Here is a 24,278-nt window from a genome sequence, read left to right on the forward strand (position 1 = left end):
TACTCATATGAGATGGAAAAGGAATGGGGCAAAGCCAGGCGGAGGGCGTGCGCGCCGTCCCCGCCAGGCACGTGCCTTGGCACGATATGCGGCGACGCTGTTTTGTCTTGCGGTCCGAAGCCCCTTGTTGTGGGTGTCGGTGCTCGTCGCCTCTGCGCTGCTGTGGGTCGGTGTGGCGAACATGCCCGCCCTTGCGGTTAGCGGCCCCTATGACAGGCAGTCCATGCAGACGAACTTCGACCTGTATGAGCAGCAAGAGGCGAGCGCCTCTCAGAGGGAATGGCTGGCGCGGGAGCCGTCCTCGCTTCTCGAGGAGCGGGCGCAGGAGGAGTTCGTCGATCGCGGTCGCGTGTACGACCTCATGCGCGCAGCCACCGATGACCGCTCCTATATCAAGGCGATCCTGGAACTGTTGCGCCATGACGAGCAGTATCCCTATGCCGGTTTCTCCCATGCCGAGAACGAGGCTTCGCAGGAATTCTATCAGCAGCTGTTGAGGCTCGAGGACCCTCAGCTATACGAAAGCATCCAAGAGATGCCGGCCATCGCGTTTTTTACCTATCGATGGCAGGAATGGTTCTCGCTTCCCATCGTGAGCCAGCTGCTGGCGTCGCTTGCGGCGGGCTCCGCCGAGCCCTCATCTTCTGCGGCGTCGTTTTCGCCCGAGGCACACCTTGTCATGATGGTGCCCGCGGTGGTGGCATCCGCCTGCGTCTTTCGCTGGAAGACGCGCCGACGCCTACTTGACGCAGTTCCACTTGTTCGCGGCGCGGCGTCCACGGTCGAGGTCTTGACCGCTGCCGCGTGCTCGTTGCTTGCCATGGCTGCGGTTGTGCTGCCGGGGCTGGTGTGGCTTGCTGCGAAAAACGGGCTGGGCAACCTTTCGTATCCTGTGGTGTATTTCCAGGCAGGCGAGGTTGTTGCGACAACGGCGGGCGAGGTGATCTTCCAGGGGGCGAGCCTCTGCGTTCTCGCAACGCTCGTGATTGCCTTGGTGCTCGAATTGTCGTGCTGCGCGACCCATCGTATGACGCCCGGGGTGATAGTTGCGTCTGCGACCGTGCTCGCCCCTTTGATTCCCGATTATTTCGACCGGCTGTCTCCTCTGGCAAGCGCGGCACCCTGGCTGCCGTCGACGTATCTCGGTGTCGATAAGGTCGTCGGCGGCTGGAGCTATTTCATCAACACCGAAAACGATGTTCTGCCCATCGCGGGTTGCGACTATGCGCATGGGCTGCTTGTCTTGGGCGGCACGGCCCTCGTGCTTGTGACCCTCGTGACCGCGGTGCATCTGTTTTGTCATGCGCTCCGCTTGCACCGGATGGGGAGCGTCGGCGGCCCTTCGGGCGGCTCGGCATCTCGCGGAGGCGCACATGCCCTCGAGCACAGCGGCGCGGCGTCGAGTTCGCGCGATGGGGGAGCGATGCGTGCCAAAGGGGCCCGCTTCTCCCCTCGGCTGTCTGCGCGAGGGACGCCGGATGTGCGGCGTGCCTTCCGCGATGGCGCGCGAGACCTGCCCGCGCCGGCCGCGACGGTGCGCTCGACTACGGCCGCATATCTTACCGTCTTGCTGAGAGGGGCTGCGATTCCTGCTGCAGTCGTTTGTGAGGCTGCTGTGCTGGTGCTTCCGGCAGTCGTGCCCTTCCGTACGGGCATGGAGGCGTATACCCAGGATGCGTATGTGTCCCGATATCAGGAGCACAGTCGGGCTCAGGGAGGGGACCTTGCCGCGTTTTCCGACCCGGCTTTCGCCCGGCGCGATATCGAGCTGCTGGCAGATGCGGCGTGGGCGCCCGACGCGCGTTCGTTTGCCGTTGCTGCCGCGGCGTATGAAGGGTGGTGGGCGGCACGTCTTGAAGAAGGGGCCGTTTTGGCTGCCGCCGCAGAAAACCCCGGGATCGCACGCAGCCGCGAGGAGTTCTATCGCCGACTGTCTGAGCTGGACGACCCATCCATCGCGCTTGTCGGCTCCCAGCTTTCGCCCGTTCGGCTCGTTGCCTTTGATGCGCGCCTGTATCCAGCCCTTCTGGGGGCTCTGCCCTACTTCGCTGCGGGGGCAATGGCGATCTCTGCGACGCGGCGCGGCCTGCTGAGACAGGTTCCCGTTCGTGGATGGAGGCGCGCCCTTTCGGTGGCCTCCGCAACAATCGTCGTGGGGCTTGTGGGCGCGGCTCTTGCGTGGCTGCCTGTGCTTGCCGTGGCGCTCATACGCTGTGGGTGGGGAGAGGTGGCATATCCCGTCATCGTCTGGGATGCCGCCAGCCCTGGGTTGTTGCCTTGGCTTTCCGCGTTGGTCGGCGAGGCGGGGGCTTCACTGCCGGCTGTGGCCACGGCGGGCGAGCTTGCCCACCTCTACGTTGGAAGGCTGGCCGTCACGGGCCTCATCGCGTCGGTCGCGTCCTCTGCCATCTCTGTCGTCGTCGGCCGAACCGTACGGGTTGCTGGCGCCGAGCAGGAAATCTCTCGAAAGGAGCTGTAGCCATGTTGTCATTTTGCCATCTCACATTGGGTCACGGCTCGGTGACGCTGCTTGAGGATGCGTCGTTGACGCTTGAGCGCGGCGAGGTTGTTGGCCTCGTGGCGCCAAACGGCTTTGGCAAAACAACCCTCCTTACCACCCTTGCAGGGATGGGCGGCGCGCGAGCCCGTGGAAAGATCAGCGTTCAGGGCGTTCCCGCCCACGATGGCGCTCGCCTGCGCGCTACGGTGTTCTATGCGCCGGGCGACGCGTCGCTGTTGTATCCCTCATGTACGGTGCTCGACCATGTTCGCATGGCGCGAAGCCTGTGGGCGTCTCCCTGTTCTGTGGAGGCTGTCGCGCGAACCTGCGGCATCGACGGATTCATGAGAAAGCGGGTAAGGACGCTGTCGCAAGGTATGAAGCAGCAGCTTACGCTTGCTGTGGCCTATGCCACCAATGCGCCGTGCTTGTTGCTCGACGAGCCGATGAACGCGCTCGATCCAACGAACGTGCAGCGCAACACGGCCATTCTGCGCGCCCTCGCCCGCCGCGGAAAGACGATCGTCATGAGTTCCCACATCCTGGAAAACGTCGATGAGGTGAGTGACCGCATCGTATTCATAAGCGATAAGAGCCTGATTGTCGCCGACGCCCGCTCTTCGGGTGGCGAGCGGGCGCGCGACATATATCGTCGGCTCTATCGCAACGCCTCCTGAGGATGTCTCGCGGGCAAGGGAAGAATATTCCATAAAACTTCCGGGGTGGTTCCCGCCCACCCCGCCAGCCGTGCCGTCTACCTAAATGGCGGTATGCCAGCAACGCTGGACGGGTTTACTAAGACTATCTGGTACATATAGGCCGGCGCCTGGCATGGGGCGCCCAAAGCGAGGAGGTAATCATGGGACTCAAAGCCGAGGGGGCACTTGATTTCGATTTCGAGGGGTTCCTGGGGTACCTGCGCTCCAAGACTCGTGTGTTCATGGACGTTGACGGCGGTGAGTACTACATTACGCACACCGACGGGTACTGGCGCGTTCAGGACTGCTCCAAACTTAACGACAAGGGTCGTTTTACCGATTGCTCCGAGCTTGTAACCACCATGCCTGAGCTTATCGAGCTGCCGTTCCTTGACGGCAAGAGCATCCATGACCTCTTCCATGACGCGACCTTCTACGAGTCGGTCCAGGAGGGCTGGTCGCTCTAGCCTGAGGACATCTGCGCAGTCGTGAAAATCTGACTGCTCTCCTTTCAAAACCGCTGGCATCTCCCCCCAGATGTCGGCGGTTTTCTTATGCGATGCCGTCGTGTGGAAATGCGGCTGCATGGCAGGAGCCTTGCGCTTGAGTGACTGCCCAGAGGCCCCTTCTTCGATTCTCCATGAGGCTTGTTGACCGTAATCCGAAATCGGACTACCATCGGGCCCGAGGCATTTTTATTCAAGCATGGTGAGAGGGGGATGCATATGGACGATGCCGATCCGCGGACGGCGTGCGGCGGGGAGCAAACCCATGTCGATGACGCGCCGTGGGATCCGGATAGGTTCCAGGCGGATTCTGGTCCGCGGCAGCTGGACTATCTCTACAACGAGATCGATCAGCTCTATCACGTATTTGCCTATGGCTGCGGGATCTCCGACTGCGCGTATTGGATGCTCTACGACCTCCAGATCGCCGGCGGCTCCCTGCCGGTTTCGACGTTGACCGCGTCGTGGTCCTATAGCAAGCAGACGATCAACTCTGCGCTCAAGTCACTTGAGGCACGCGGTTTGATAGAGCTCGATTTTGTCGAAGGAAGCCGGAAAAGCAAGGTGGCGAGCTTCACCAAGGCTGGCCGCGTGTTTTCCCGCGAGCGTATCATCCCCGCCATCGAAGCGGAGGAGCGGGCCTTTTCAACCTTGGCCTCGCGCGAGCGCGAACAGTTGGTGGTCCTCGTCAAACGCTATGTGGATGCGCTCGATGCAGAGATCGGACGTGCCCACGAGTGCGTGGAGCGCGTCGAGGGCAAGCAGGAAGATGCCGTGCGCGCCTCCTGCGACCTGTGGGGCGAAAGCGAGCCCTGTCCGGGCGAGCATTGACCGGGCTGCGTCCCGTCCGTCCCCTGTTCGGGGTTCTCCGGCTTTTTGTCGATAGCCATCTACCCATTCAGACCTAGCGAAGGAGTATTCGTCGTATGAGAACGCTGCTGCGCTTCCTCAAGCCATATCGATTGCAGACCGCCATCGTGCTCGCGGCCCTTGCCGTGAACCTTGCGGGCGTGCTGCTGGTGCCTACGATTCTCGCCAACATGATCAACATCGGCATCTCCACGGGAGATTTCGACTACATCGTGACGCAGGGCATGTACATGCTCGTCGCCGCCTTTGTGTCGGGTGCGGGCGCATTCGCATGCAATTATTTCTGCGCCGATCTGTCTACGAAAGTTGGACGCGACATCCGAAACGCGGTCTACGATGCCTCGCTCGCCTTCTCGGGCGGTGACTTCGAGCAGTTTGGAACGGGCTCCATGATCACGCGCACGCTCGGCGACGTGAACGTGATCCAGCAGGCAATCACCATGACCATCCAGATGATGTTGCCCGTACCTTTTGCGGCGGTGATCGGCGTGGCGCTGGCCTGCTCGATCGATATGCAGATGGGGCTCATGCTGGCGTGCTTCGTGGCGGTGGTCGCCGTGATCGCCGTGGCCAGCGTGAGCAAGGCGGCGACGATTTTCCAGAAGCTGCAGCAGTTTATCGACCGCATGAACGTGCGTCTGCGCGAGAGCATCACCGGCGTGCGCGTCATTCGCGCGTTTGGAAAAGAAGAGGTCGAGCGCAAGAGCCTCGACGAGGCGTTCAGCTCGTTTGCGACCAACGCGATCCGCGTGAACTGGATCTTTGCCACGTTCGACTGCTCGAGCTTCTTCATCATGAACATCGCGGAGGTCGCAACCATCTGGCTCGGCGGCAATCGGGTTGGCGCGCATGCGATGGAGATCGCATCGATTTCGGCGTGCGTCGAATACGCCATGCTCATCTTGTTCTTCATCATGATGGCCCAGATCAGCGCGCTCATGCTGCCCCGCGCGCTCGTATGTCTCGAGCGCTGCCGCCAGGTGATCGACCACGAGCCGTCGATTGCCGACGGCGCGTGTGGGGCCTTGCCGGCGAGGGATGCGGCGGGTGACAGCGAGGGCGCCGCCGAGAAGGCCTGCCTGAAAGCGGCTTCGCCAGGCGTGCCTCCCATGTCCGCTTTGACGTCTCGGGCGACCGATGGCGCCCAAGGCGACGTCGTCGCTCACTTCAGCAACGCCTCCTTCCGGTTTGCCGACGCTGATGAGGACACGCTGCACCACATCAACTTCATGTGCCGCCGCGGCACCACGACGGCCATTATCGGACCCACCGGTTCGGGCAAGTCGACCATCGCCAAGATGCTCCTTCGCTTCCACGACGTCACTGACGGCCGTGTGGAGTTGTGCGGCCTCGACGTGCGTGACCTTACGCAGGAGGCGCTGCGCGAGCATATCTCGTATGTTCCGCAGAAGGCGTGGCTCTTTAGCGGAACCATCGCAGACAATCTGCGGTACGGCGCGGCGCACGCCACCGACGACGAGCTGTGGCACGCGCTCGACGTCGCGCAGTCGGGCTTTGTGCGCGAGCTGCCCTGTGGCCTTGCAAGCCGTGTGGCGCAGGGAGGAACCAACTTCTCGGGCGGCCAGCGGCAGCGCCTCTCTATCGCCCGCGCGTTGGTGAAGAGGGCCGACCTCTACATCTTTGACGACAGCTTCTCGGCGCTCGACTTTAAAACCGACGCCGCGCTGCGCCATGCGCTTGCCGAAGAGGTCGCCGACGCCGCCGTTCTCATCATCGCCCAGCGCATCAACACCATCCTCACGGCGGATCAGATCGTCGTGCTGAAAGACGGCTGCATTCAGGGGCTGGGTACGCACGAGGAGCTCATGCGTACCTGCGAGGCCTACCGCGAGATCGCGCGGTCGCAGCTGCGTTCCGACGAGCTCGAGGCGCTGACGGGTGCGGCAGGGGATGCAAAGGACGATGAGATCGACGGGCGAGACGCGGCTATGAAGGGAGGCGAGTAGCCATGACGATTGAGAAGACCAAGCAGACGGCTGCCGAGTTGCAGGACATGCAAGACGATGCCATCAAACAGCTTGATCCCACCGAGCCCGATCCGTCGGGCGCTCCAGACCCCGAGCCTGAGCAAGAGCTCGAGGTGCCACGCGACCCGGCGGCAACGCTCGTGCGCCTGTGGTCGGTTTCTGTCGGCGAGCATTGGCGCTTTGCCGTGGTGCTGGCATGCATCGTGTGCTACACCTTCGCGCATATCGCCGCCCCTGCCTACAGCGCACACGTGATCGACCTTCTGTGGGGCAACATCCAGGAGGCCTTTGCTCGCGGCGAGGCCTTCACGATCGGTTGGGATACCGGTGGGCGTGAGCTCTTGATCTTTGTCGGCATCTGGACGGTCGCCTGGGTGTTCTACACCATCCAGAACTTCACCATGGCGAGTTTTGCCGAACGGCTCAATCTCAAGCTCAGGCGCCTGATCGCCGAAAAGCTCAACAGGCTGCCCCTCAAATACTATGACGCCCACAAGCCCGGCGACATCATGAGCCGCGCGACCAACGACCTCGATAAGGTTTCCGAGGTGCTTCAGCGCGGTCTGCTTTCCATGCTCATCGCGATCGGCTCGGTCATCGGTGCCTCCATCATGATGGTGCGGCTGAACGTGGTGCTTGCCCTTGTGTTCTTCGCGTTCGCGGCGGCATCGGTTGTCATGACGCGTTTCGTGGCTAAAAAGACCCTCGTCCTGGCGGCAGAGCAGCAGCGCGCGGTAGGCGTGCTTACCGGTCATGTCGAGGAAGCGTACTCCGGGCGCATCGTCATCAAGGCGTTCAACCAGGAGCATGAGAGCTCAAAGCGCATTCACGAGGCCACGCAGCGCCTTGCGGACACGATGCGCAAGACCGACTTCGTCACCAACGTCGTCGCGCCCATGGTGCGCTGCCTCGTGCGCTTTGCCCAGGTGGTCCTTGCACTTCTCGGCACGGGCTTCCTCATGCGGGGGCAGCTTACCGTCGGCACCTTGCAGGCGTTTTTCCAGTACGTGAACACGGCTGCCGAGCCGCTCACGCAGTTCTCGCTCACCATGAACCAGCTGCAGAGCGCGCTTGCGGCGGTGGAGCGCGTCTTTGGCATCTTGGACGAGCCCGAGATCGAGCCGGATCCCGCCGAGCCGGCAGAGGTCGCCCGCCCGGTGCGCGGCCGCATTGCTTTCGAGCACGTGCGCTTCGGGTATGATCCCGAGCGCCCCCTCATGAAGGATGTGAGCTTTGTCGCCGAACCGGGCCAGAAGGTCGCCATCGTTGGCGCGACCGGCGCCGGCAAGACCACGCTCATCAACCTGCTTATGCGCTTCTACGAAATCGACGGCGGGCGCATCACGCTCGACGGGGTGGATACCCATGCGATGACCCGGGCAGACCTACGTCGAAACTTCGGCATGGTGCTGCAAGATGCGTGGCTGCGCGAGGGCACCATCGCCGAGAACATCGCCTATGGCTGCGACGGTGCAACGCGGGACGAGGTCGTGCAGGCCGCAAAGACGGCGCAGGTCGACTTCTTCGTGCGAACCATGCCGCGCGGCTATGAGACCGAGCTGGCCAACGACGCGGAAAACATCAGCCAGGGCCAGCGTCAGCTCTTGACCATCGCCCGCGTGCTGCTGGCAAATCCCGCCATCCTCATCCTCGATGAGGCGACGTCAAGCGTGGATACCCGTACCGAGAAGGCCATCGTTACAGCGATGGAGCGCCTGACGCAGGGGCGCACGAGCTTCGTGATCGCGCACCGCCTCTCGACGATCGTGGACTCCGACCTCATCTTGGTCATGGACCACGGCACCATTATCGAGCAAGGTACCCACGACGAGCTCCTTGCAGCCGGCGGAGCGTATGCAAGTCTGTACAATTCCCAGTTTGCATAGCGTGTGGCGACATCGAGCGAAAACGGAGAAGGGCCCCTTTTGGGGCCCTTCGCTTGCCTATTGATTCATGGGAATGCCTTTGCCTTCGTCGGGTGGACGCAGGCTAGTGAGTGCGGTGTAGTCGACGGCCGCCGAAGAGGGGCGCATCTCGCCGGGCGCGAACCAGTCGAGTGCGCAGTCGATCCAGGCGTTCCAGAAAGGCCATTCGTGCGCGCCGATCTCGGGCTCCCAATAGGTTACGTCGAAGTCGGCGTCGCGGAGGAGCCCCACGACCTCACGGTTGTTGTCGCAGAGGTTGTCATGCTCGCCGCAGGCTCCATAGAAACGAGGCTTGGGCAGCGTGGGGTCTTCTTTGAAGCGGTCGATCAGCGCCACATAGTCCTTTTCTGAGCCGAGCACCGTGTCGAGGTCGCCAAAGAAGCGCTCATAGTACTTGCGCTTGCGAGGACTGTGCGACTCCACCGCCTCGAGCACGCGGTCGCGCATGAAGGCGCCCGAGAGCGCGACGATCGACCCAAACCGATCGGGACGAAGAAGTCCGTTGATGAGGGCGGTGTAGGCGCCGATGGAGATGCCGGCGAGTGCGGTGTCCTCGCGCTTGCGCGAGAGGGGGAAGAGCCTTCTGGTGACCTCGACGAGCTCTTCGCTGATGAACTTGCCGTGCCATTCGTTGATTTCGGGCTTGTTGAGATAGAGCCCGTCTTCGCCCGACGGCATGATTACCGCAACGTCGCGGGCCTCGGCGGTCTGCACCACATGGGTCTTGTCGATCCAGTCGTAGTCACGTCCAAACAGGCCGTGTAGCAGGTACATGGTGCGATACGGGCCTTGGCGCCGCTTCGCGAGCTTGTCGCCATCCATCTTGTCCACCGGGATGACGGCGGTGAGAATCACGTTGCGCTGCAGATAGCGCGAGTAGAAGTCAACCCTGAGCAATGCCATGGCGTTCCTCCTCACGGGACAAACGAGTGACGCGCGCCTCCCCACGGGGAGGCGCTTGCAACCTAACGTAATGGTACCCGACGTCGGGCATATGTGGAGTCGACTTGGACGAGCGGCGGCAGCGGTCGGCGTTCGGCGCTCGGCGCCGCCGCGTCCAGGGCGCGGGTGGGTGGAGCTGAGCCTTACAGCGGCAGCCAGTCGATGGCCTGCTGCAGGGCCTCGTTCCACAGATGCCAGTCGTGCCCTCCGTTCATCTCGCGATAGGTGACGTCGATACCGGTGCCGCGCATGCGGTCGGCGAGGTAGCGGTTTGCCGGGGCAAGCGGATCTTGGTTTCCCACGGCCATGAACACGCGCGGGCGAGGGCGATCGCAGTACACGATGTCTGCGGCAAGGCGTCCGGGATCTTTGTCGCTGTCGACGACGTGGTCAAGATCGCCAAAGGTCGACTCCAGGAACGGGCGGCTCAAGAAGAACAGGTCGTCTGAGATGATGCGGTCGAACCCCTCGACCACCATTGCGGACGAAAGCGAGATGATGGCGCCAAAGTTCTCGCAATAGTTGAGGCCGTTGCGCAAGGCGCCGTAGGCACCCATGGAGACGCCGCCGATGAAGGTGTCCTCGCGTCGCTGCGACAGCGGGAACATGGCGCGCGCCACCTCGACGAGCTCCTGGCCAACGAAGCGTCCGTAGTAGTTGTGCGTTTCGGGATGATCGAGATAGAAGGCGTTGTAGCCAGAGGGCATGATCACGGCGAGGTTATGGTCTTCGGCGAGCGCGCGGATGCGGGTCTCGGAGATGAAGTCCGTGTGGTTGCCCGTGATGCCGTGCAGCAGGAAAAGCGTCTTGAACGGGCCCTTGCGGACGGGATAGGGGGCTCCCACGTGGCTTTGGTTGTTATGGCGCAGGTTGTAGTCGAGCGCCATGGCGTCACCCGTGTTGTCGACAGGCAGGATGACATCGAGGGTTGTGGTGCGCATGAGCGCGGCGGAGAAATAGTCAACGGTAATGCGTGCCAAGGGACGCTCCTTTCATGGTCACCGTCTAAATCGGGGCGGGGCGCACGGCCCTGCCCGGGCAGCGCTGGGCCACTCTGTCGTCGCGAGGCGGGCGACGGGGTCTTGCCCCATCTTTCGAGCTTCCAAGCGTACGACGAGACGGCACGGCTGCAGCCCTCCCCTCCGAGAGGACGACCGTATTGTAGCGTGTGCGGGCCTTGCTGGCGCGCTCGGCATCATGTCAGGGCGGGGCGTACGGGTGCGGGCCTGCGTATCGCGACGACCCGCTATCGTTTCGAGAGCTCCTGAACGAGGGCTGTGAGCTCTTCGACCTGGCGCTCGAGATCTTCGATCCGACGCCGATTGCCGCGAATGCCCTCGCGGTTCATGCGGGATTGCTCCTCGACCGGGTCCGGCATGCTCGCCCGGCGCTGGCTCTTGTTATAGGTGGCTTCGAGCACGCGGCATCCGTTGCGGCGCACGACGCGTCCCGGGACGCCCACCACGGTGCAGTCTGCCGGGACGTCCTTTACCACGACCGAATTGCCGCCGATGCGCACATGGTCGCCAATGGTGATGTTTCCCAACACCTTTGCGCCAGACCCCACCACCACGCCGTCACCGAGCGTCGGGTGGCGCTTCCCGCACTCGTTTCCGGTTCCTCCGAGGGTCACGCCCTGATACAGCACGCAGTCATCGCCCACGATGGTGGTCTCGCCGATGACCACGCCCATTGCGTGATCGATAAACAGGCGTCGGCCAAGCTGGGCGGCGGGATGGATTTCGACGCCGGTGAAGAAACGGGTTATCTGGGAAAGCACGCGCGCAAGGCTTTTTGCGCCATGCTCCCAAAGCCAATGCTCGGGCGTGTGCATCCATTTGGCGTGGAGCCCCGGATAGGAGAGGAAGATCACCAGGCCGCTTTGGGCGGCAGGGTCGTTTTCCTTGACCGTGCGCACGTCTTCTTTGATGGTGGTGATAAAGCTCATGAGCTGGGCTTCCTTTTGCATCTCGCGTTTGATTCGTTAAGTATAGCGAAACACTAGGATTTATGTGAGCGCGCAGGTGGCTCGTTAAAACTTTAGCGTGGCAAAGAAGCCGGCGTGCCGGGCGAGTCGGGGGAGTACAATCTCTCGCATACGTCTCGGCTGGCCCCCAGGCCTGCCGCTTGGTTCTAACAGCACATGATGATTGGAGACGTTCCATGACCGTTGAGAAAAAGGACCTTGACTGGGGCAACCTCGACTTTGGCTATCGTCCGACCGACTATAGCTACGTCGCGCACTGGAAGGATGGCGCGTGGGACGAGGGCGCTCTGACCCCCGATCACACCATCACGCTGTCCGAGTGTGCCGGCATCTTCCATTATTGCCAGGAGGTGTTCGAGGGCCTCAAGGCGTATACCACCGAGGACGGCAGCATCGTGTGCTTCCGCCCCGACTTGAATGCCGACCGCATGTACACGTCGGCCGAACGCCTGGAGATGCCTCCGTTCCCGCGCGAGCGCTTCGTCGAGGCGGTCAAGCAGGTCGTTGCGGCAAATGCAGCCTGGGTTCCGCCGTTTGGCTCAGGCGCCACGCTCTACGTGCGTCCCTTCATGATCGGGTCGGGCGAGGTCATCGGCGTCGCGCCCGCTCCCGAGTACGAGTTCCATATCCTCGTGACCCCGGTCGGCCCCTACTTCAAGGGAGGCCTCAAGCCCATCAAGATCTGCATCGCGCAGTATGACCGCGCCGCGCCTCACGGCACGGGCAATATCAAGGCGGGCCTCAACTATGCCATGAGCCTGAAGCCGACCATGGACGCACATCGTGCCGGCTACGCCGAAAACCTCTATCTCGATTCTCAGTCGCGTACGTTTGTTGAGGAGACAGGTGGCGCAAACGTCCTGTTTGTCGACAAGGACGGCGTGTTGGTGGTGCCGCAGTCCGCGACCGATTCGATTCTGCCCTCCATCACGCGCCGCTCGCTGGTGCAGGTTGCCGAGGACCTTGGCATGACGGTGGTGCAGCGCCCCGTGAAGTGGGAGGAGGTCGTCGCAGGCACGTTCGTTGAGTGCGGCCTGTGCGGCACCGCCGCCGTGATCTCCCCGGTGGGCGAGATTCACGATGGCGACACCGTCGTCAGCTTCCCCGAGGGCCACGACGAGATGGGCCCTGTCATGACCAAGCTGCGCGAGACCCTCACCGGCATCCAGGACGGCGCCGTCGAGGACAAGCACGGCTGGGTAGTCAAGATTGCCTAGGCTTGCAGCCGCCTTTTAAATGTAGGCGCGCTTGATGTTCAGCGTGCGTCAGAGCAATGCCCTGTCCCAGAAGGGGATCGAAAGATTCCTTCGGGATGGGGCATCGTCTTGTGTCGAGCGGACGTGAACGTTGCGCCCCGCTCTTCATGCCTTCATGTGCATATGGTTCTAGCTGGTATAATCGTCGCCTAATGATTGTGCACACAAGGGAGGAGAGGCTCCGTTGGACGGCATATCGGCAAGCATTGTGATTCCAGTCTACAACAGTGCAAGATACTTGGAGGGATGTCTTGCATCGGCGCTTGGCCAGACACGTGGCGACATCGAAGTCATCTGTGTCGATAATGGATCCACGGATGAATCGCCCGACATTCTGGCTCGTATGGCGGCGCATGATGAACGGCTTGTGGTTCTGAGGGAGCGGCGGCCGGGCGTATCCTGTGCGCGCAATACCGGGATGGCCAGAGCGCGCGGTGACTACCTGCTTTTCATGGATTCGGATGATACGGTCGAGCCTACGCTGGTGGAGCGTTCTTTGAGTGCTGCTGAGGAGCGAGATGCTCAGCTGGTGATCTATTCGCTTGACGAATGTTACGAAGAGCCCCGTGTCTCGTTTCCGTGGCCTCGGTGCCCGCATGAGGAGTGCTACGCATCGGCGTTTGCTACGCGCGACCTAGATTTTCCTGCCATGTTTGCTGTCACGCCCAATGTCTGGCGCATCGCTTTCAAGGCTTCATATATCAAGGATTTGGACTTGGTCTATCCTGAGGAGCTGCGCTCGTCGGAGGACCTGGTGTTCGTCTATCGCGCCATGCTCCCGGCAACCCGTGTGACGCTGGTGCCCGAAGTGCTTTATCACTACCGCAAGGACAATGCGGGGAGCCTTACGCGAAACGACCGCCAGGCGGCGGGACTTGTCGCCCTGCAGATGATCTACGATGCCTTTGAAGGCGTTCATGGCGAGCGGTGGTTTCAGTATCAGTTTGTAAACCTGCTGTTGGACACTTTCGAATATCAGATGAAGACCTGCGCGACGAAGCGGGAGTATACGCGGCTGTTTGAAGGGTTTCAGCAGAATTGGCGGCAGTATGTATGGGATCGGAGCGAGTTGGTCGACGAGCGTTATCGACGTTTTTTTGGCCGTATGGATAGCTTGGATCCGATGGACAATCTATTTGAGCAGCATCAGGACGCTGAACATAATGCCGAATTCTTCAGAATGTGGGATGGGGCTCATCGTGCGGCGGCGGAGCAGGCCGTTTCGAGGGAGCTTGAGGTTACAGACGAGCTGAATGGCATCAAGGCTTCCCGCTCGTGGCGCTTTGCTCGAGCGATTGCAGGCATTGCTGGGGTTTTTCATCGCTAAAGACTGGGTCATGAAGGGGCGCATATGGTTGCACGAGTACTAGTAATCAGTGGCACTAGGCTATGGGATGGTAGCGCCGCGCGACGTATCGAGCGGGCTTTGCGCGGCCTTGGCCATGCCGTGCGCGTGGTGTCGGTTTGCGACGCGCGCTTCGACAGCATCTTTGATGCCGTTCGCCTCTGGATGGCGCCCGACCTGGTGTTCATTGATTCTTCGTGCGGGAATGCTGGTGAGATTGCGCGCTCTTTGGGCGTGCAGGTGTTTGGTTTTGGGGGGCGTGGCGACTCTGATGGTGGCTACATGGGCGCAAGCATACCCGTGTTCCAAGATGACTCCTATCGGTGCGCGACAACATCTCTGCCCACCGAAGGGCGTGAGACAGATGTTTTGATTACGCAGGAGCCCACGGAAATGCGACAGAGGCTTCTTTCAAGTGCATGCGCAAATAAAAAGATGGTCTCTTTGGTTTCTGGTTATGGGGCGAGCGAAGTTAATCCATATGGGGGCGCCGGGGCCCATGAGGCCCGTTGTGCGAAGGTAGCGCTTCAATTTGACGGGGCTGACGCGCCCTCTCTTATTGATGTTGCGCTCAGGATGGCAGAGGGGTGCCTAGTGCTTGGAGAGCAGTCTCTTGTTGAGAGGCTGGAGCTTGAGGGCCTGCCTCCTTGCATTCCAGCTTTTAGCGAGGCAAGCCTCAAGGAAGTACTCGACCGAACATGCGAAAACGCCGAATACCGTGAGAGGCTGATTGCACAGCAGCAGGCTTGGCTCGATGAGCTTCCGTGCATTGATTCGATGCTATCGGATCTGCTTGCAGGCTCCCTTTCAGGCGATGAGGGCTCCACGCGCGTCTGCCGCACGTCTCGGGCGAAGAACATTGTCGTGTATGGCTGGCTTGGGATGGATAATTTCGGGGACGATTTGCTGCTTCAGGTGGTGGCCGATCGAGTTCGAGAGCGTTTTCCAGAGTCGGTTATTCAGGTTATTGCGGGTAATGCACAGCGTGTTGAGGAGCTTTGTGGCTTTGAAGCGGTGGTCGCTGGTGATTATGCTGGGATGCGCCGTCTCATTTCTCAGGCAGATGCCTTGATCTTTTGTGGTGGTCTCATTTTCGATGACCCCATGTCGACGACGGCCGGTGAAATCGAGCTTTTCATGGAGCCGTTTATCAATCCCGCATGTCAGGCGGCTGCTTGTCTCATGGCATGGCAGCATGGGGTGCCGGCGTTCTATCTTGGTGCGGGTCTTGGTCCGGTTGCCAAGCCGGCGACGCGCGAGGCGCTGCGATATATCGGCCTCGCCGGAGCGCGACTGCTTTTGCGCGATCAGGATAGCGTCGACCTCGCATTGAAGAGCGGGGTCCCCTCGGCCCAGGTTGGCGCCTATGCCGACCTTGTTCTTTCTGCGCATGACACGGTTGTGGAACGCGCGTCCGACGACCTTCCCGATGGGTTGCTCCCCGACAGGTACATTACCGTTGCTTTGCGCGACTGGCCCCTCAATCCAGCAGGATTCGAAGAGGCGCTCGCCGCGGAACTTGATCGGATTTCTGAACAGACAGGTCTTGCCGTTGCCTTTGTTCCTTTCGATCCCGACGATGTCCACATCCATCATCGCGTGGCTGAGCGCATGCGGGCCAAGATGGTGGTCGAGATTGCCTCCCGTCTCGCCATGCCCGAGATGCTATCGGTGGTCAAGCATTCGGCAATGGCCGTTGCCATGCGCCTTCATTGCTCGATTCTTCATCATGTGCTGGGAAAGCCGGCAATTGGTCTCGACTACAACGAAAAGGTCGGCTCGCATTTTCGAGAGATGGGGAGGGGCGCGTATCTCATCCCGCTTGATAGCGTGGCGGGAAGCCTGAGCACGGCGGCGCTCAGGGCCAGCGCCGACCCCGAGGTAACCCGGAGGCAGATCGAAGAGGGGCTTGCTTCGCTGACGCCTAAGGTCGAAGAGGCGTTCCAGGAGCTGTTTAGTGCCATCGAGGGCTACGAACCCGCTCCACGTGAAACGGAAGTTTTCTATCCGAGGGCGCGCTCTCAGGCGGCTGTCGATCTTGAAGCCTCGCGTGCTCGCGAGCAGGCGCTGTCGGCGCGCGTCACGCAGCTTCAGGGGGAGCTCGATGCCGCGCGGGCCCGCATTTCCGATTTGGAACAATCAACAAGCTATCGGCTTGGGCATGCGCTGGTCAAGGTTCCCCACGCACTCTTCAGGGGCCGGTAAGCAGATGTGCGAACTCCCATGGGGTTCTATTGCGTTAGAAAAGGTGGACATGAAAGAAGGCGCGGCGGAAACCCATAAGCGGGTGCCCGTCGCGCCTTCTTGCCGAGTTTATGCAGTGGGCGAACAGAAGCTGCAGGTCGGTGCCGCTGCCATGGCAGACGCGTAGAGCTGTTAGAACTTGACCTCGGGAACATCGCGCGCCGCTTCTGCTGCCTCAAAGCCGGTGCGCTCCTTGAACTGGAAGATGCCGGCAAAGATGTTTCCCGGGAAGGTCTGGATGGCGTTGTTGTAGTTGAGCACGCAGTCGTTGTAGCTCTGGCGCGCGTAGGAAATCTTGTTCTCGGTGTCCTCGAGCGTCGTTTGAAGCTGCATGAAGTTCGTGTTCGCCTTAAGGTCGGGATACGCCTCGGCGACAGCGAAGAGCTGGCGAAGCGCGCCGGTGAGCACGTTGTCGGCGGCCATCTTGTCTTCTGGCGTTGTCGCGGCGCTTACGGCATTGCGCGCGGATACGACCGCGTCGAGCGTCGCGCGCTCGTGTGCGGCATAGCCTTTGACGGTTTCCACCAGGTTGGGGATAAGGTCACCTCTACGCTGCAGCTGCGTGTCGATGTTCTGCCATGCGTTGTCGATGCGGTTGCGCAGCGTGACCATGTTGTTGTACAGGCCCGCAATCGCGGCTCCGATGATAAAAATGACGACGATGACGATGATGACCGGAATCATGGCCTCTCCATTTCAAACGCTGCCCGGGGGCTTGTTGGTGACATCAGTATACCCAAGCTGCAGGAGGTCCGGCTACCATGTCCGTCCGCGCCGTCGCGGCGCCCCTCGCCGCACCGTCGCTACACAATGACCGAGCTTCGAGAGGGGGGGGGATTTCGCGTCGGCTGGCGGAGAGAGGGGGATTCGAACCCCCGGGACGCTCGCGCGCCCAACGGTTTTCAAGACCGCCGCATTCAACCGCTCTGCCATCTCTCCGTGTGGTAATGATAGCATCGAATCAAAGTTGCGGGACGCGTGAGGCGCCTGGGCTTCAGCATGTATGGAAGGGCGGCGGGAATGAGGGGATATACAGCTCCGGCGTCAGGCACGGGGAGCGCTGCAGATCGCCTTGTTGACGAGGGCTTTATGCGCGAGGCGCTCGCCGAGGCCGATATCGCTGCGAGGGAGGGTGAAGTCCCCATCGGCGCCGTGGTCGTGTATGAAGGCAAGGTGATTGCTCGGGCCCACAATCGCCGAGAGCTCGACGAGGACCCGTCTGCGCACGCTGAGTTTTCGGCGATGCTCGAGGCTGCTCGCGCACTCGGTCGCTGGAGGCTATCTGGATGTACCGTATATGTCACGCTTGAGCCCTGCTGCATGTGTGCCGGCCTCATGGTGAACGCCCGCATCGACCGCTGCGTGTATGGCGCTCGCGATTCAAAGGGCGGCGCCGTGGGAACGCTCTACAACCTTGCTGCCGACCCGCGACTCAACCACCGGTTTTCTGTGACCGCCGGGGTGCTCGAAGAGGAATGCGCCGAAGTGTTGCGGTCATTTTTTGGAACGCTGCGCAATCGGGCGACGGCAGGCGGGCAGGACGGTTCCGGCGCCTCGGCACCACCTGCCGAGGCGCCGCGTCGTCGCGGGGCCGCGGCTCCCGCATGCGGCTTTGCCTCTGGGCAAGATGGAGCAGACGCCTGCACGGCAAAGGCGGCTGCAGGCAAGGCCCGTGGGCGGGCTCAAGCTTTGGAGCGAGCTGTTGTCGGGCCGGGCGGCGTGCGTCCGCGCCGCGTGTTGGTCGCGCTCGACTCGTTCAAGGGCTCAGCGTCCAGCGAGCAGGCGAATGCCTGGCTTGCAGAAGGCCTGCATCGCGGGAATCCAGAGCTAGCTGTGGAAACCTTGCCGGTGGGGGACGGCGGCGAAGGGACTGCCTCGGCCCTCGTATCGGCGCTTGGAGCCGAGCGGCGCGTTGTGCGGTGCCATGATCTTGCGGGACGAGAGGTGGAAGCGAGCTACCTGCTCTTTGACGAATCGGACGAGAGCGAGGCGGCGCAGGTCCTGGGAAACAATGCTGGCGGCTCGTCTGGGCGCGGCGCCTTTATCGAGATGGCGGAGGTCGCAGGCCTTGCGCTGTCGGACACGTCTGAATCCATGGCGCTCGCCGGGTCCACAAGGGGTGTGGGAGAGCTGCTGCTTGACGCGGTGGGGCAGGGGGCGTCCACGCTGTATCTCTGTCTTGGTGGAAGCGCTACAAGCGACGGCGGCTCGGGGATGCTTTCCGCCTTGGGGGCGCGACTGCTCAACGATGGCGGCGATCCCATACAGGGCGGCCTGCCAGGGTTTGTCGACGTGGCGCAGATCGACCTCGCGCCCGCCTTGCAGGCGCTTGCCCATGCCAGGCTGGTGGCGCTCTGCGACGTCACCAACCCATTGGTGGGACCGCGCGGCGCTATCAAGGTGTTTGGTGTGCAGAAGGGGCTTGCGCCCGACAGTCTGGACGAGCTTGACCGGCGCATGATTCGGTACGGCTCGCTGCTCGACGCGGCTGCCCGGCGGGTCGGCGACCCACAGTTTCGCTCCCTTCCCGGTGTTCCGGGCGCGGGCGCCGCGGGCGGTGTCGGCGCGGCGGTTCTTGCCCTTGGCGGGGCCGTCACCTCCGGAATCGACGCGGTGCTCGACTTGGTCGGATTTGATGCGGCGGCTCGTGAGGCCGATGTCGTGATAACGGGCGAGGGGATGCTCGACGAGCAGAGCGCCGCGGGCAAGACCCCCGTCGGGGTCGCCCGCCGGGCTCGCGAGGGGGGACGCCCGACCATCGCCGTCGTCGGCGGGCGGGCGGAGTGCCTGGATGCCGTCTACCGCAGCGGAATCGACTTCGTGCTTCCCATCATTCGTCAGCCCATGCCGCTCAAAGAGGCGATGACGCCGGAGCAGACGCGCGCGAACCTCGTCTGTGCGGGCGAGACACTCGCCCGCCTGCTCTCCTGGTAGGAATGCTCACCCCTTTTGTCTCTTCGCGTTGGAGTTGCGCGAAAGGCGTGCACCCTCTCGACGCGCGGCGAAGAAGCGGGTAACATACAGGAAGTCGCTTGAGGCGACGTTCCGCGCCTTGTGCGTTCGATGGGTTCGGGTGACGATATGTTCCGAACCTGGTCAGGTCCGGGAGGAAGCAGCCATAAGGAGCCTCTGACGGGCACCCGAATCCATCGAGAGCACAGGGCGTTTTCTCTTTGATGGGGAGGCCGGCATACGTGCCGGAGAGAGGGGCGGCCCGCTCGGACGTGTCCCGCATGCGCCCCTGGCCCTGTGGCAGTGCTGCTTCTGCGGCCCGCCATAACGATTTCCATACCTTTACATTTGCCGCCGCCGCCGGGCGCTATCATGGACGGGATTCAAAGCTCCCCTCCGCCCGCCGCTTGCGTTTGGGCGAGACGTCATAAGGTCGTGCCATGCTCAAACTCTTCCAGCGATTTGCCGGGGCATATCGGCGTTACTTCATCATCGGTCCCGCGACTAAACTCCTGGAAGTCTTCTTTGACCTGCTCACGCCGCTTGTCATAGCCCGCATGATTGACGAGGGCGTGACGTCTCGCGACCTGCCCGAGGTGATCCGCTACGGCATCCTGCTTCTTGTGATGGCGCTCGTCGGCCTGGGGTTCACCCTTATTTGTCAAAAGATGGCCGCACTCGCCTCGCAGGGCATGGGCACCGACATCCGTCGTGAGCTCTATCGCTCCATCAATCGCCTCTCGCATGCGGAGCTTGACCGCTTCGGCACCCCGTCGCTCATCACGCGCATCACCAACGACGTGAACCAGGTGCAGCTGGCGATAGCGCTCGGCGTGCGCCAGCTCATCCGTTGGCCGTTTCTTGCCGTGGGCTCAATGGCCGCGGCGCTCCTCATCGACCTCAAGCTGGGCGTGATCTTTCTTGTCTCGACGCCGCTCATCGGCGTTGTGTTTTGGGTGGTCATGGCAAGGTGTGTACCCTACTTCCGCCAGATGCAGCAGAAGCTCGACCGCATTGCCCTCATCACGCGCGAGGGCCTCTCTGGTGCCCGCGTGATCCGCGCCTTCGTGCGCGAGGAGCACGAGCGGGAGCGTTTTCGTGCGGCGGCGTACGACCAGGCCGAGACCGCCATCGCCGTGGGGAGGCTCTCCTCGGTGCTGAATCCGGTCACCTTTTTGGTGATGAACCTGGGCGTTTGCGCCATTTTGTGGGCAGGCGGCATCCAGGTGAACGTTGGAGAACTCACGCAGGGAGAGGTCATGGCGTTTGTGAACTACATGACCCAGACGCTGCTGTCCATTGTCTACGTGGCGAATCTCGTGGTGGTGTTCACCAAGGCGAGCGCAAGCGCCGCGCGTGTCAACGAGGTGCTCGAATGCGAGCCGAGCGTGTCCGACGAAGGCAACGCGCCGGTCGATGTGGCGCGCCTGGCACAGGGGATGCGGCCTGCGCCGCGTCCGCTGCTTCAGGGAAGCGCGGAGGGCGGGCAGGGCGATGCTGCTGTCTGCGCCCTCAGGATGACAGGCGCGTGCTTTGCCTTCGAGGGCGCCGCGGCAAACGCTGTCGACCATGCCGACATCGTGCTCGCCCCCGGCCAGACCCTTGGCGTCATCGGAGGCACGGGGTCGGGAAAGTCGACGCTCATCTCGCTGATCCCTCGCCTCTACGACGTTACCGAGGGCGCGGTCGAGGTCCTGGGCACCGATGTTCGCTTATGGCCTCTGCGCCAGCTGAGGCAGATCGTCTCTCTGGTTCCGCAGAAAGCCTCCCTCGTATCGGGCACCATTCGGTCCAATCTCTGCTGGCGCGATGCCGAGGCGCCTGATGATAAGCTGTGGCGTGCGCTCGAGTGCGCGCAGGCGGCTGAGTTTGTGAGAAAGCTTCCGCAGGGGCTCGACAGCCCGGTCGAAGCGGGCGGCAAGAATTATTCGGGCGGCCAGCGCCAGCGCCTAACCATCGCGCGCGCCCTCGTCGGCTCGCCTGCGGTGGTGATTCTGGACGACTCGGCGTCGGCCCTCGACTTCAAGACCGATGCGGCGCTGCGCCGGGCGATTCGCGGCCTGGGGCAGACGTCGGACGCGGCCGGGGGCATCCCCCTCACCACCGTCATCGTGTCGCAGCGCGTGTCGTCCGTGCGCGACGCCGACGTTATCTGCGTCATGCGCCGCGGCAAGATCGTGGGCCAGGGCACGCACGAGGAGCTGTTGGCGGAATGTCCCATCTACCAGGAAATCTGCCTCTCGCAGCTCAAACGCGAGGAGCTGGGCGCAAGCATGGGGGCCAAGGCGGGAGCTCAGGCAAAAGACGCTGCAGGGCCGGAGCGTCCGGGCGCCGACCCGTCGCGATCTGGCCGCTCGGAGGACGTCGCCGTCCGCCTCGATGGCGCGGATGCTTGCGCCATGAGTCGAGAGGATGAGAAAGGGGGTCTCCGATGAGCAACCCATATCAGTCGGTGGGATCGGTCGCCACGGTGGCATCGAGCATCTCCGGTTCAGGGGGGCTTGACGGACAGGGCGGAGATTCGGGCGGCAGGGTTCCACAGATGCCGACGTCCGTGGTGGCGCGCAGGCTCCTCTCCTATGTTCGCCCGCATCTGGGTTCGTTCATCGTATCGTTTGCCTCGGCGGCGATTTCGGTGGTGCTGCAGCTCTATGTGCCCATTCTGACCGGCCAGGGCATCGACCTCATCATTGCAGCGGGCGCCGTCGACTTTACGGCGCTTGCGCCTCTTCTGGTGCGCATGGCGGTCGTCATCGTGCTCGCCGCCGCGTTTCAGTGGTTGCAAGGCTATTGCGTGAACCGCCTCTCATACGAGACGGTGCGCGACATGCGCGTGGAGGCCAACGACAAGCTGTTCCGCATGCCGCTCTCCTTCGTCGACTCGCACGCCCACGGCGATCTCATCAGCCGCGTGGTGAACGACGTGGACCAGGTCGGCGACGGTCTGCTGCAAGGCTTTACCCAGTTGTTTGGCGGGGTCGTCACCATCGTGGGAACGCTTGTCTTCATGCTTTCGATCTCTGTCCCCATGGCAATCGTCGTGGTGTTGGTGACGCCGCTGTCCGTAGTGGTGGCCTCGCTCATCGCGAAGCTCTCCAACCACAGCTTCTCGGCCCAGCAGCGTATTCAAGGCCAGCTGGGAGGCTATGTCGAGGAGCTGGTGGGAAACCAGAAGCTCGTCGACGCTTTTGCCTATGGCGACCGTGCCCAGGCGGGCTTCGACGCCATCAACGCCGAGCTCTATACGGCCGGCGAGCGCGCCCAATTTCTCAGTTCGCTCTCGAACCCCGGGACGCGCTTTGTGAACAACGTGATTTATGCGGTGGTTGCCATCATCGGATGCGTCTGCGTGATTACGGGCGTTCCCGCCGCCCTCACCGTGGGCCAGGTCCAGACGTTTTTGTCCTATGCCAACCAGTACACGAAGCCTTTTAACGAGATCACGAGCGTCATCACGCAGATTCAGACGGCGTTCGCCAGCGCTCGCCGTCTTTTCGCGCTTCTGGATGCTGCCGAGGAAACCCCCGATTCGCAGGATGCCGTGGAGCTCTCGTACCCGACCGGCGACGTAGAGATTGATCATGTTGACTTCTCGTATGTGAAGGACCGTCCGCTGCTCCGAGACATCTGCGTGCACGCCCGGCCGGGAATGCGCTTCGCGCTCGTCGGACCCACGGGGTGCGGCAAGACCACGCTCATCAATCTGCTGCTCCGGTTCTACGACGTCGATACCGGCCAGATCCGGATCGACGGACACGATATCCTCGGGCTTACGCGGAAAAGCCTGCGGGGCGCCTTCGGCATGGTGCTGCAGGACACCTGGCTTTTTGAGGGAACGGTGCACGACAACATCGCTTACGGCAGGCCGGACGCCACACGCGAGGAGGTCGAGGCGGCGGCCCGCCGCGCGCACGCCCACGCGTTCATCGCGGCTTTGCCGATGGGCTACGACACGGTGATTCCCGAGGACGGGGGCACCTTTTCGCAGGGGCAGAAGCAGCTGCTCTCGATTGCCCGCGTCATGCTTACCGACCCGGCGATTCTTTTGCTCGACGAGGCGACCTCCTCGATCGACACGCGCACCGAGCTGCAGGTTCAGGCTGCCTTCGACGAGATGATCTCTGGCAGGACGAGCTTTATCGTCGCGCATCGACTTTCCACCATCCGCAACGCCGACTGCATCTTGGTGATGCGGGACGGCAAAATCATCGAGCGGGGGACGCACGACGAGCTGCTTGGCCAGGGCGGCGCCTACGCCGAGCTGTACTACAGCCAATTCAGTGGATGATCGGGGACGGGTTCGATTCATCCACCTGGATGCGTGGGGACGGGTCCAAATCATCCACTGTTGGGGGCAGCCCCGTCTCGCGCCTTGGCTGGTCGACCCCGGGGGATGCATGGGGCGTCCGATGATGTCTTCTCGCGGCAAGAAAAAACCATCCACTGCTCAATAAAATACCCTTGCATTGTGTATAGGTGTGTATATACTGTACTTAACGGATATACACACATATACCCGTTTGGGGAATGCGATGACGTCAGGCGTTCCCCATGCCGCATTGCGGGGACGCCCACATGCGGCATTCCCGGCAGGGGACGCCCTGCCGGGCGGAAGAAAGGAAACCGGATTCGTGGAACTCATCATTTCCAACGCGAGTGCCAAGCCCATCTACGAGCAGATCGTCGACCAAATCAAAGGTGCGATTCTCACTGGTGAGCTTACCGAGGGGGAGCAGCTCCCCAGCATTCGCGCCCTGGCCAACAGCCTGCGCGTAAGCGCCATAACCACGAAGCGCGCCTACGCGGATCTTGAGGCCGCCGGCCTCATCGAGACCGTCCAGGGCAAGGGGAGCTTTGTCGCCGGCGGCAACGCCGACCTCATCCGAGAGGAGCAGCTGCGTCAGGTGGAAGAGCTCATGGGCAAGTCCGTCGAGGCGGGCAGGGCCATAGGGCTTTCCGACGAAGAGCTCTCCGAGATGTTTTCCCTCGTACTCGAGTAGCAGCCACTGCCGGGCGTCTCCCGGCTGGCGCCACAGCGGCGCCGCACATGTTGCAGGTGGCGGCA

The 24,278-nt window shown here is 62.3% G+C and carries 17 protein-coding genes, 1 tRNA gene and 1 other RNA gene; 14 read left to right on the forward strand and 5 right to left on the reverse strand.

Features of this window, described 5'->3' with window-relative positions; all coding sequences use genetic code 11:
- The first annotated feature begins 76 nt into the window (after window positions 1-76).
- The 6 genes from H6A15_RS03955 (at window position 77) to H6A15_RS03980 (ending at window position 8,448) form a co-directional block, all read left to right on the forward strand.
- Window positions 77-2,479, forward strand: coding sequence for a hypothetical protein (locus tag H6A15_RS03955; RefSeq protein WP_204672395.1), 2,403 nt, complete (start codon window positions 77-79; stop codon window positions 2,477-2,479).
- A 2-nt stretch (window positions 2,480-2,481) separates the two neighbouring features.
- On the forward strand, window positions 2,482-3,177 hold the full coding sequence (locus H6A15_RS03960; RefSeq protein WP_204672396.1) for an ATP-binding cassette domain-containing protein: 696 nt from the start codon (window positions 2,482-2,484) through the stop codon (window positions 3,175-3,177).
- Between the two features lie 182 nt (window positions 3,178-3,359).
- The gene (locus H6A15_RS03965) at window positions 3,360-3,665 is read left to right on the forward strand and encodes a CDP-alcohol phosphatidyltransferase (RefSeq protein ID WP_204672397.1); all 306 of its coding nucleotides are present in this window, start codon (window positions 3,360-3,362) and stop codon (window positions 3,663-3,665) included.
- 258 nt (window positions 3,666-3,923) lie between these two features.
- On the forward strand, window positions 3,924-4,535 hold the full coding sequence (locus tag H6A15_RS03970; protein ID WP_204672398.1) for a MarR family winged helix-turn-helix transcriptional regulator: 612 nt from the start codon (window positions 3,924-3,926) through the stop codon (window positions 4,533-4,535).
- A 95-nt stretch (window positions 4,536-4,630) separates the two neighbouring features.
- Window positions 4,631-6,541, forward strand: a complete 1,911-nt coding sequence (locus tag H6A15_RS03975) for an ABC transporter ATP-binding protein (protein WP_204672399.1) — start codon at window positions 4,631-4,633, stop codon at window positions 6,539-6,541.
- Between the two features lie 47 nt (window positions 6,542-6,588).
- Window positions 6,589-8,448 (forward strand): ABC transporter ATP-binding protein, encoded by a 1,860-nt coding sequence (locus tag H6A15_RS03980; RefSeq protein ID WP_428840691.1) that lies wholly within the window; start codon window positions 6,589-6,591, stop codon window positions 8,446-8,448.
- A 57-nt stretch (window positions 8,449-8,505) separates the two neighbouring features.
- Here H6A15_RS03980 and H6A15_RS03985 read toward each other — a convergent pair whose 3' ends face one another.
- The 3 genes from H6A15_RS03985 to cysE all read right to left on the reverse strand — a co-directional run bounded on the left by H6A15_RS03985 (window position 8,506) and on the right by cysE (window position 11,377).
- A complete protein-coding gene (locus H6A15_RS03985; RefSeq protein ID WP_204672401.1) occupies window positions 8,506-9,390 on the reverse strand; it encodes an alpha/beta hydrolase in 885 nt (294 codons plus the stop codon).
- 182 nt (window positions 9,391-9,572) lie between these two features.
- Window positions 9,573-10,409 carry an alpha/beta hydrolase gene (locus H6A15_RS03990; RefSeq protein WP_204672402.1) on the reverse strand — a complete coding sequence of 279 codons (837 nt, stop codon included), beginning with the start codon at window positions 10,407-10,409 and terminating at the stop codon, window positions 9,573-9,575.
- 266 nt (window positions 10,410-10,675) lie between these two features.
- Window positions 10,676-11,377, reverse strand: coding sequence for a serine O-acetyltransferase (cysE, locus tag H6A15_RS03995; protein WP_204672403.1), 702 nt, complete (start codon window positions 11,375-11,377; stop codon window positions 10,676-10,678).
- Between the two features lie 215 nt (window positions 11,378-11,592).
- Here cysE and H6A15_RS04000 point away from each other — a divergent pair, with 215 nt between their 5' ends.
- From H6A15_RS04000 to H6A15_RS04010, 3 genes are all read left to right on the forward strand, one after another.
- Window positions 11,593-12,633, forward strand: a complete 1,041-nt coding sequence (locus H6A15_RS04000; protein ID WP_204672404.1) for a branched-chain amino acid aminotransferase — start codon at window positions 11,593-11,595, stop codon at window positions 12,631-12,633.
- A gap of 223 nt (window positions 12,634-12,856) precedes the next feature.
- Window positions 12,857-13,999, forward strand: a complete 1,143-nt coding sequence (locus H6A15_RS04005; RefSeq protein WP_204672405.1) for a glycosyltransferase — start codon at window positions 12,857-12,859, stop codon at window positions 13,997-13,999.
- 24 nt (window positions 14,000-14,023) lie between these two features.
- Window positions 14,024-16,222: a polysaccharide pyruvyl transferase family protein gene (locus H6A15_RS04010; RefSeq protein ID WP_204672406.1), complete on the forward strand. Its 2,199-nt coding sequence runs from the start codon at window positions 14,024-14,026 to the stop codon at window positions 16,220-16,222.
- A 171-nt stretch (window positions 16,223-16,393) separates the two neighbouring features.
- On the opposite strand, the gene H6A15_RS04015 is transcribed toward H6A15_RS04010, so the two are convergent.
- Together H6A15_RS04015 and H6A15_RS04020 are read right to left on the reverse strand one after the other, a co-directional pair.
- A complete protein-coding gene (locus H6A15_RS04015) occupies window positions 16,394-16,945 on the reverse strand; it encodes a LemA family protein (protein ID WP_204672407.1) in 552 nt (183 codons plus the stop codon).
- A gap of 165 nt (window positions 16,946-17,110) precedes the next feature.
- Window positions 17,111-17,200: transfer RNA gene (locus H6A15_RS04020), tRNA-Ser, on the reverse strand.
- 81 nt (window positions 17,201-17,281) lie between these two features.
- Here H6A15_RS04020 and tadA point away from each other — a divergent pair.
- The 5 genes from tadA to H6A15_RS04045 all read left to right on the forward strand — a co-directional run bounded on the left by tadA (window position 17,282) and on the right by H6A15_RS04045 (window position 24,213).
- Window positions 17,282-19,195, forward strand: a complete 1,914-nt coding sequence (gene tadA / locus H6A15_RS04025; RefSeq protein ID WP_204672408.1) for a tRNA adenosine(34) deaminase TadA — start codon at window positions 17,282-17,284, stop codon at window positions 19,193-19,195.
- Between the two features lie 126 nt (window positions 19,196-19,321).
- An RNA gene (ffs, locus tag H6A15_RS04030) (signal recognition particle sRNA small type) lies at window positions 19,322-19,417 on the forward strand.
- Between the two features lie 236 nt (window positions 19,418-19,653).
- Window positions 19,654-21,648 carry an ABC transporter ATP-binding protein gene (locus H6A15_RS04035; protein WP_204672409.1) on the forward strand — a complete coding sequence of 665 codons (1,995 nt, stop codon included), beginning with the start codon at window positions 19,654-19,656 and terminating at the stop codon, window positions 21,646-21,648.
- On the forward strand, window positions 21,645-23,501 hold the full coding sequence (locus H6A15_RS04040) for an ABC transporter ATP-binding protein (protein ID WP_204672410.1): 1,857 nt from the start codon (window positions 21,645-21,647) through the stop codon (window positions 23,499-23,501). The genes H6A15_RS04035 and H6A15_RS04040 overlap by 4 nt, the downstream gene beginning before the upstream one ends.
- Before the next feature lie 343 nt (window positions 23,502-23,844).
- A complete protein-coding gene (locus H6A15_RS04045) occupies window positions 23,845-24,213 on the forward strand; it encodes a GntR family transcriptional regulator (protein ID WP_204672411.1) in 369 nt (122 codons plus the stop codon).
- The last annotated feature ends 65 nt before the right edge of the window (window positions 24,214-24,278 follow it).

The organism is Enorma phocaeensis (assembly GCF_016901575.1).
Classification (GTDB): domain Bacteria; phylum Actinomycetota; class Coriobacteriia; order Coriobacteriales; family Coriobacteriaceae; genus Limicola; species Limicola phocaeensis_A.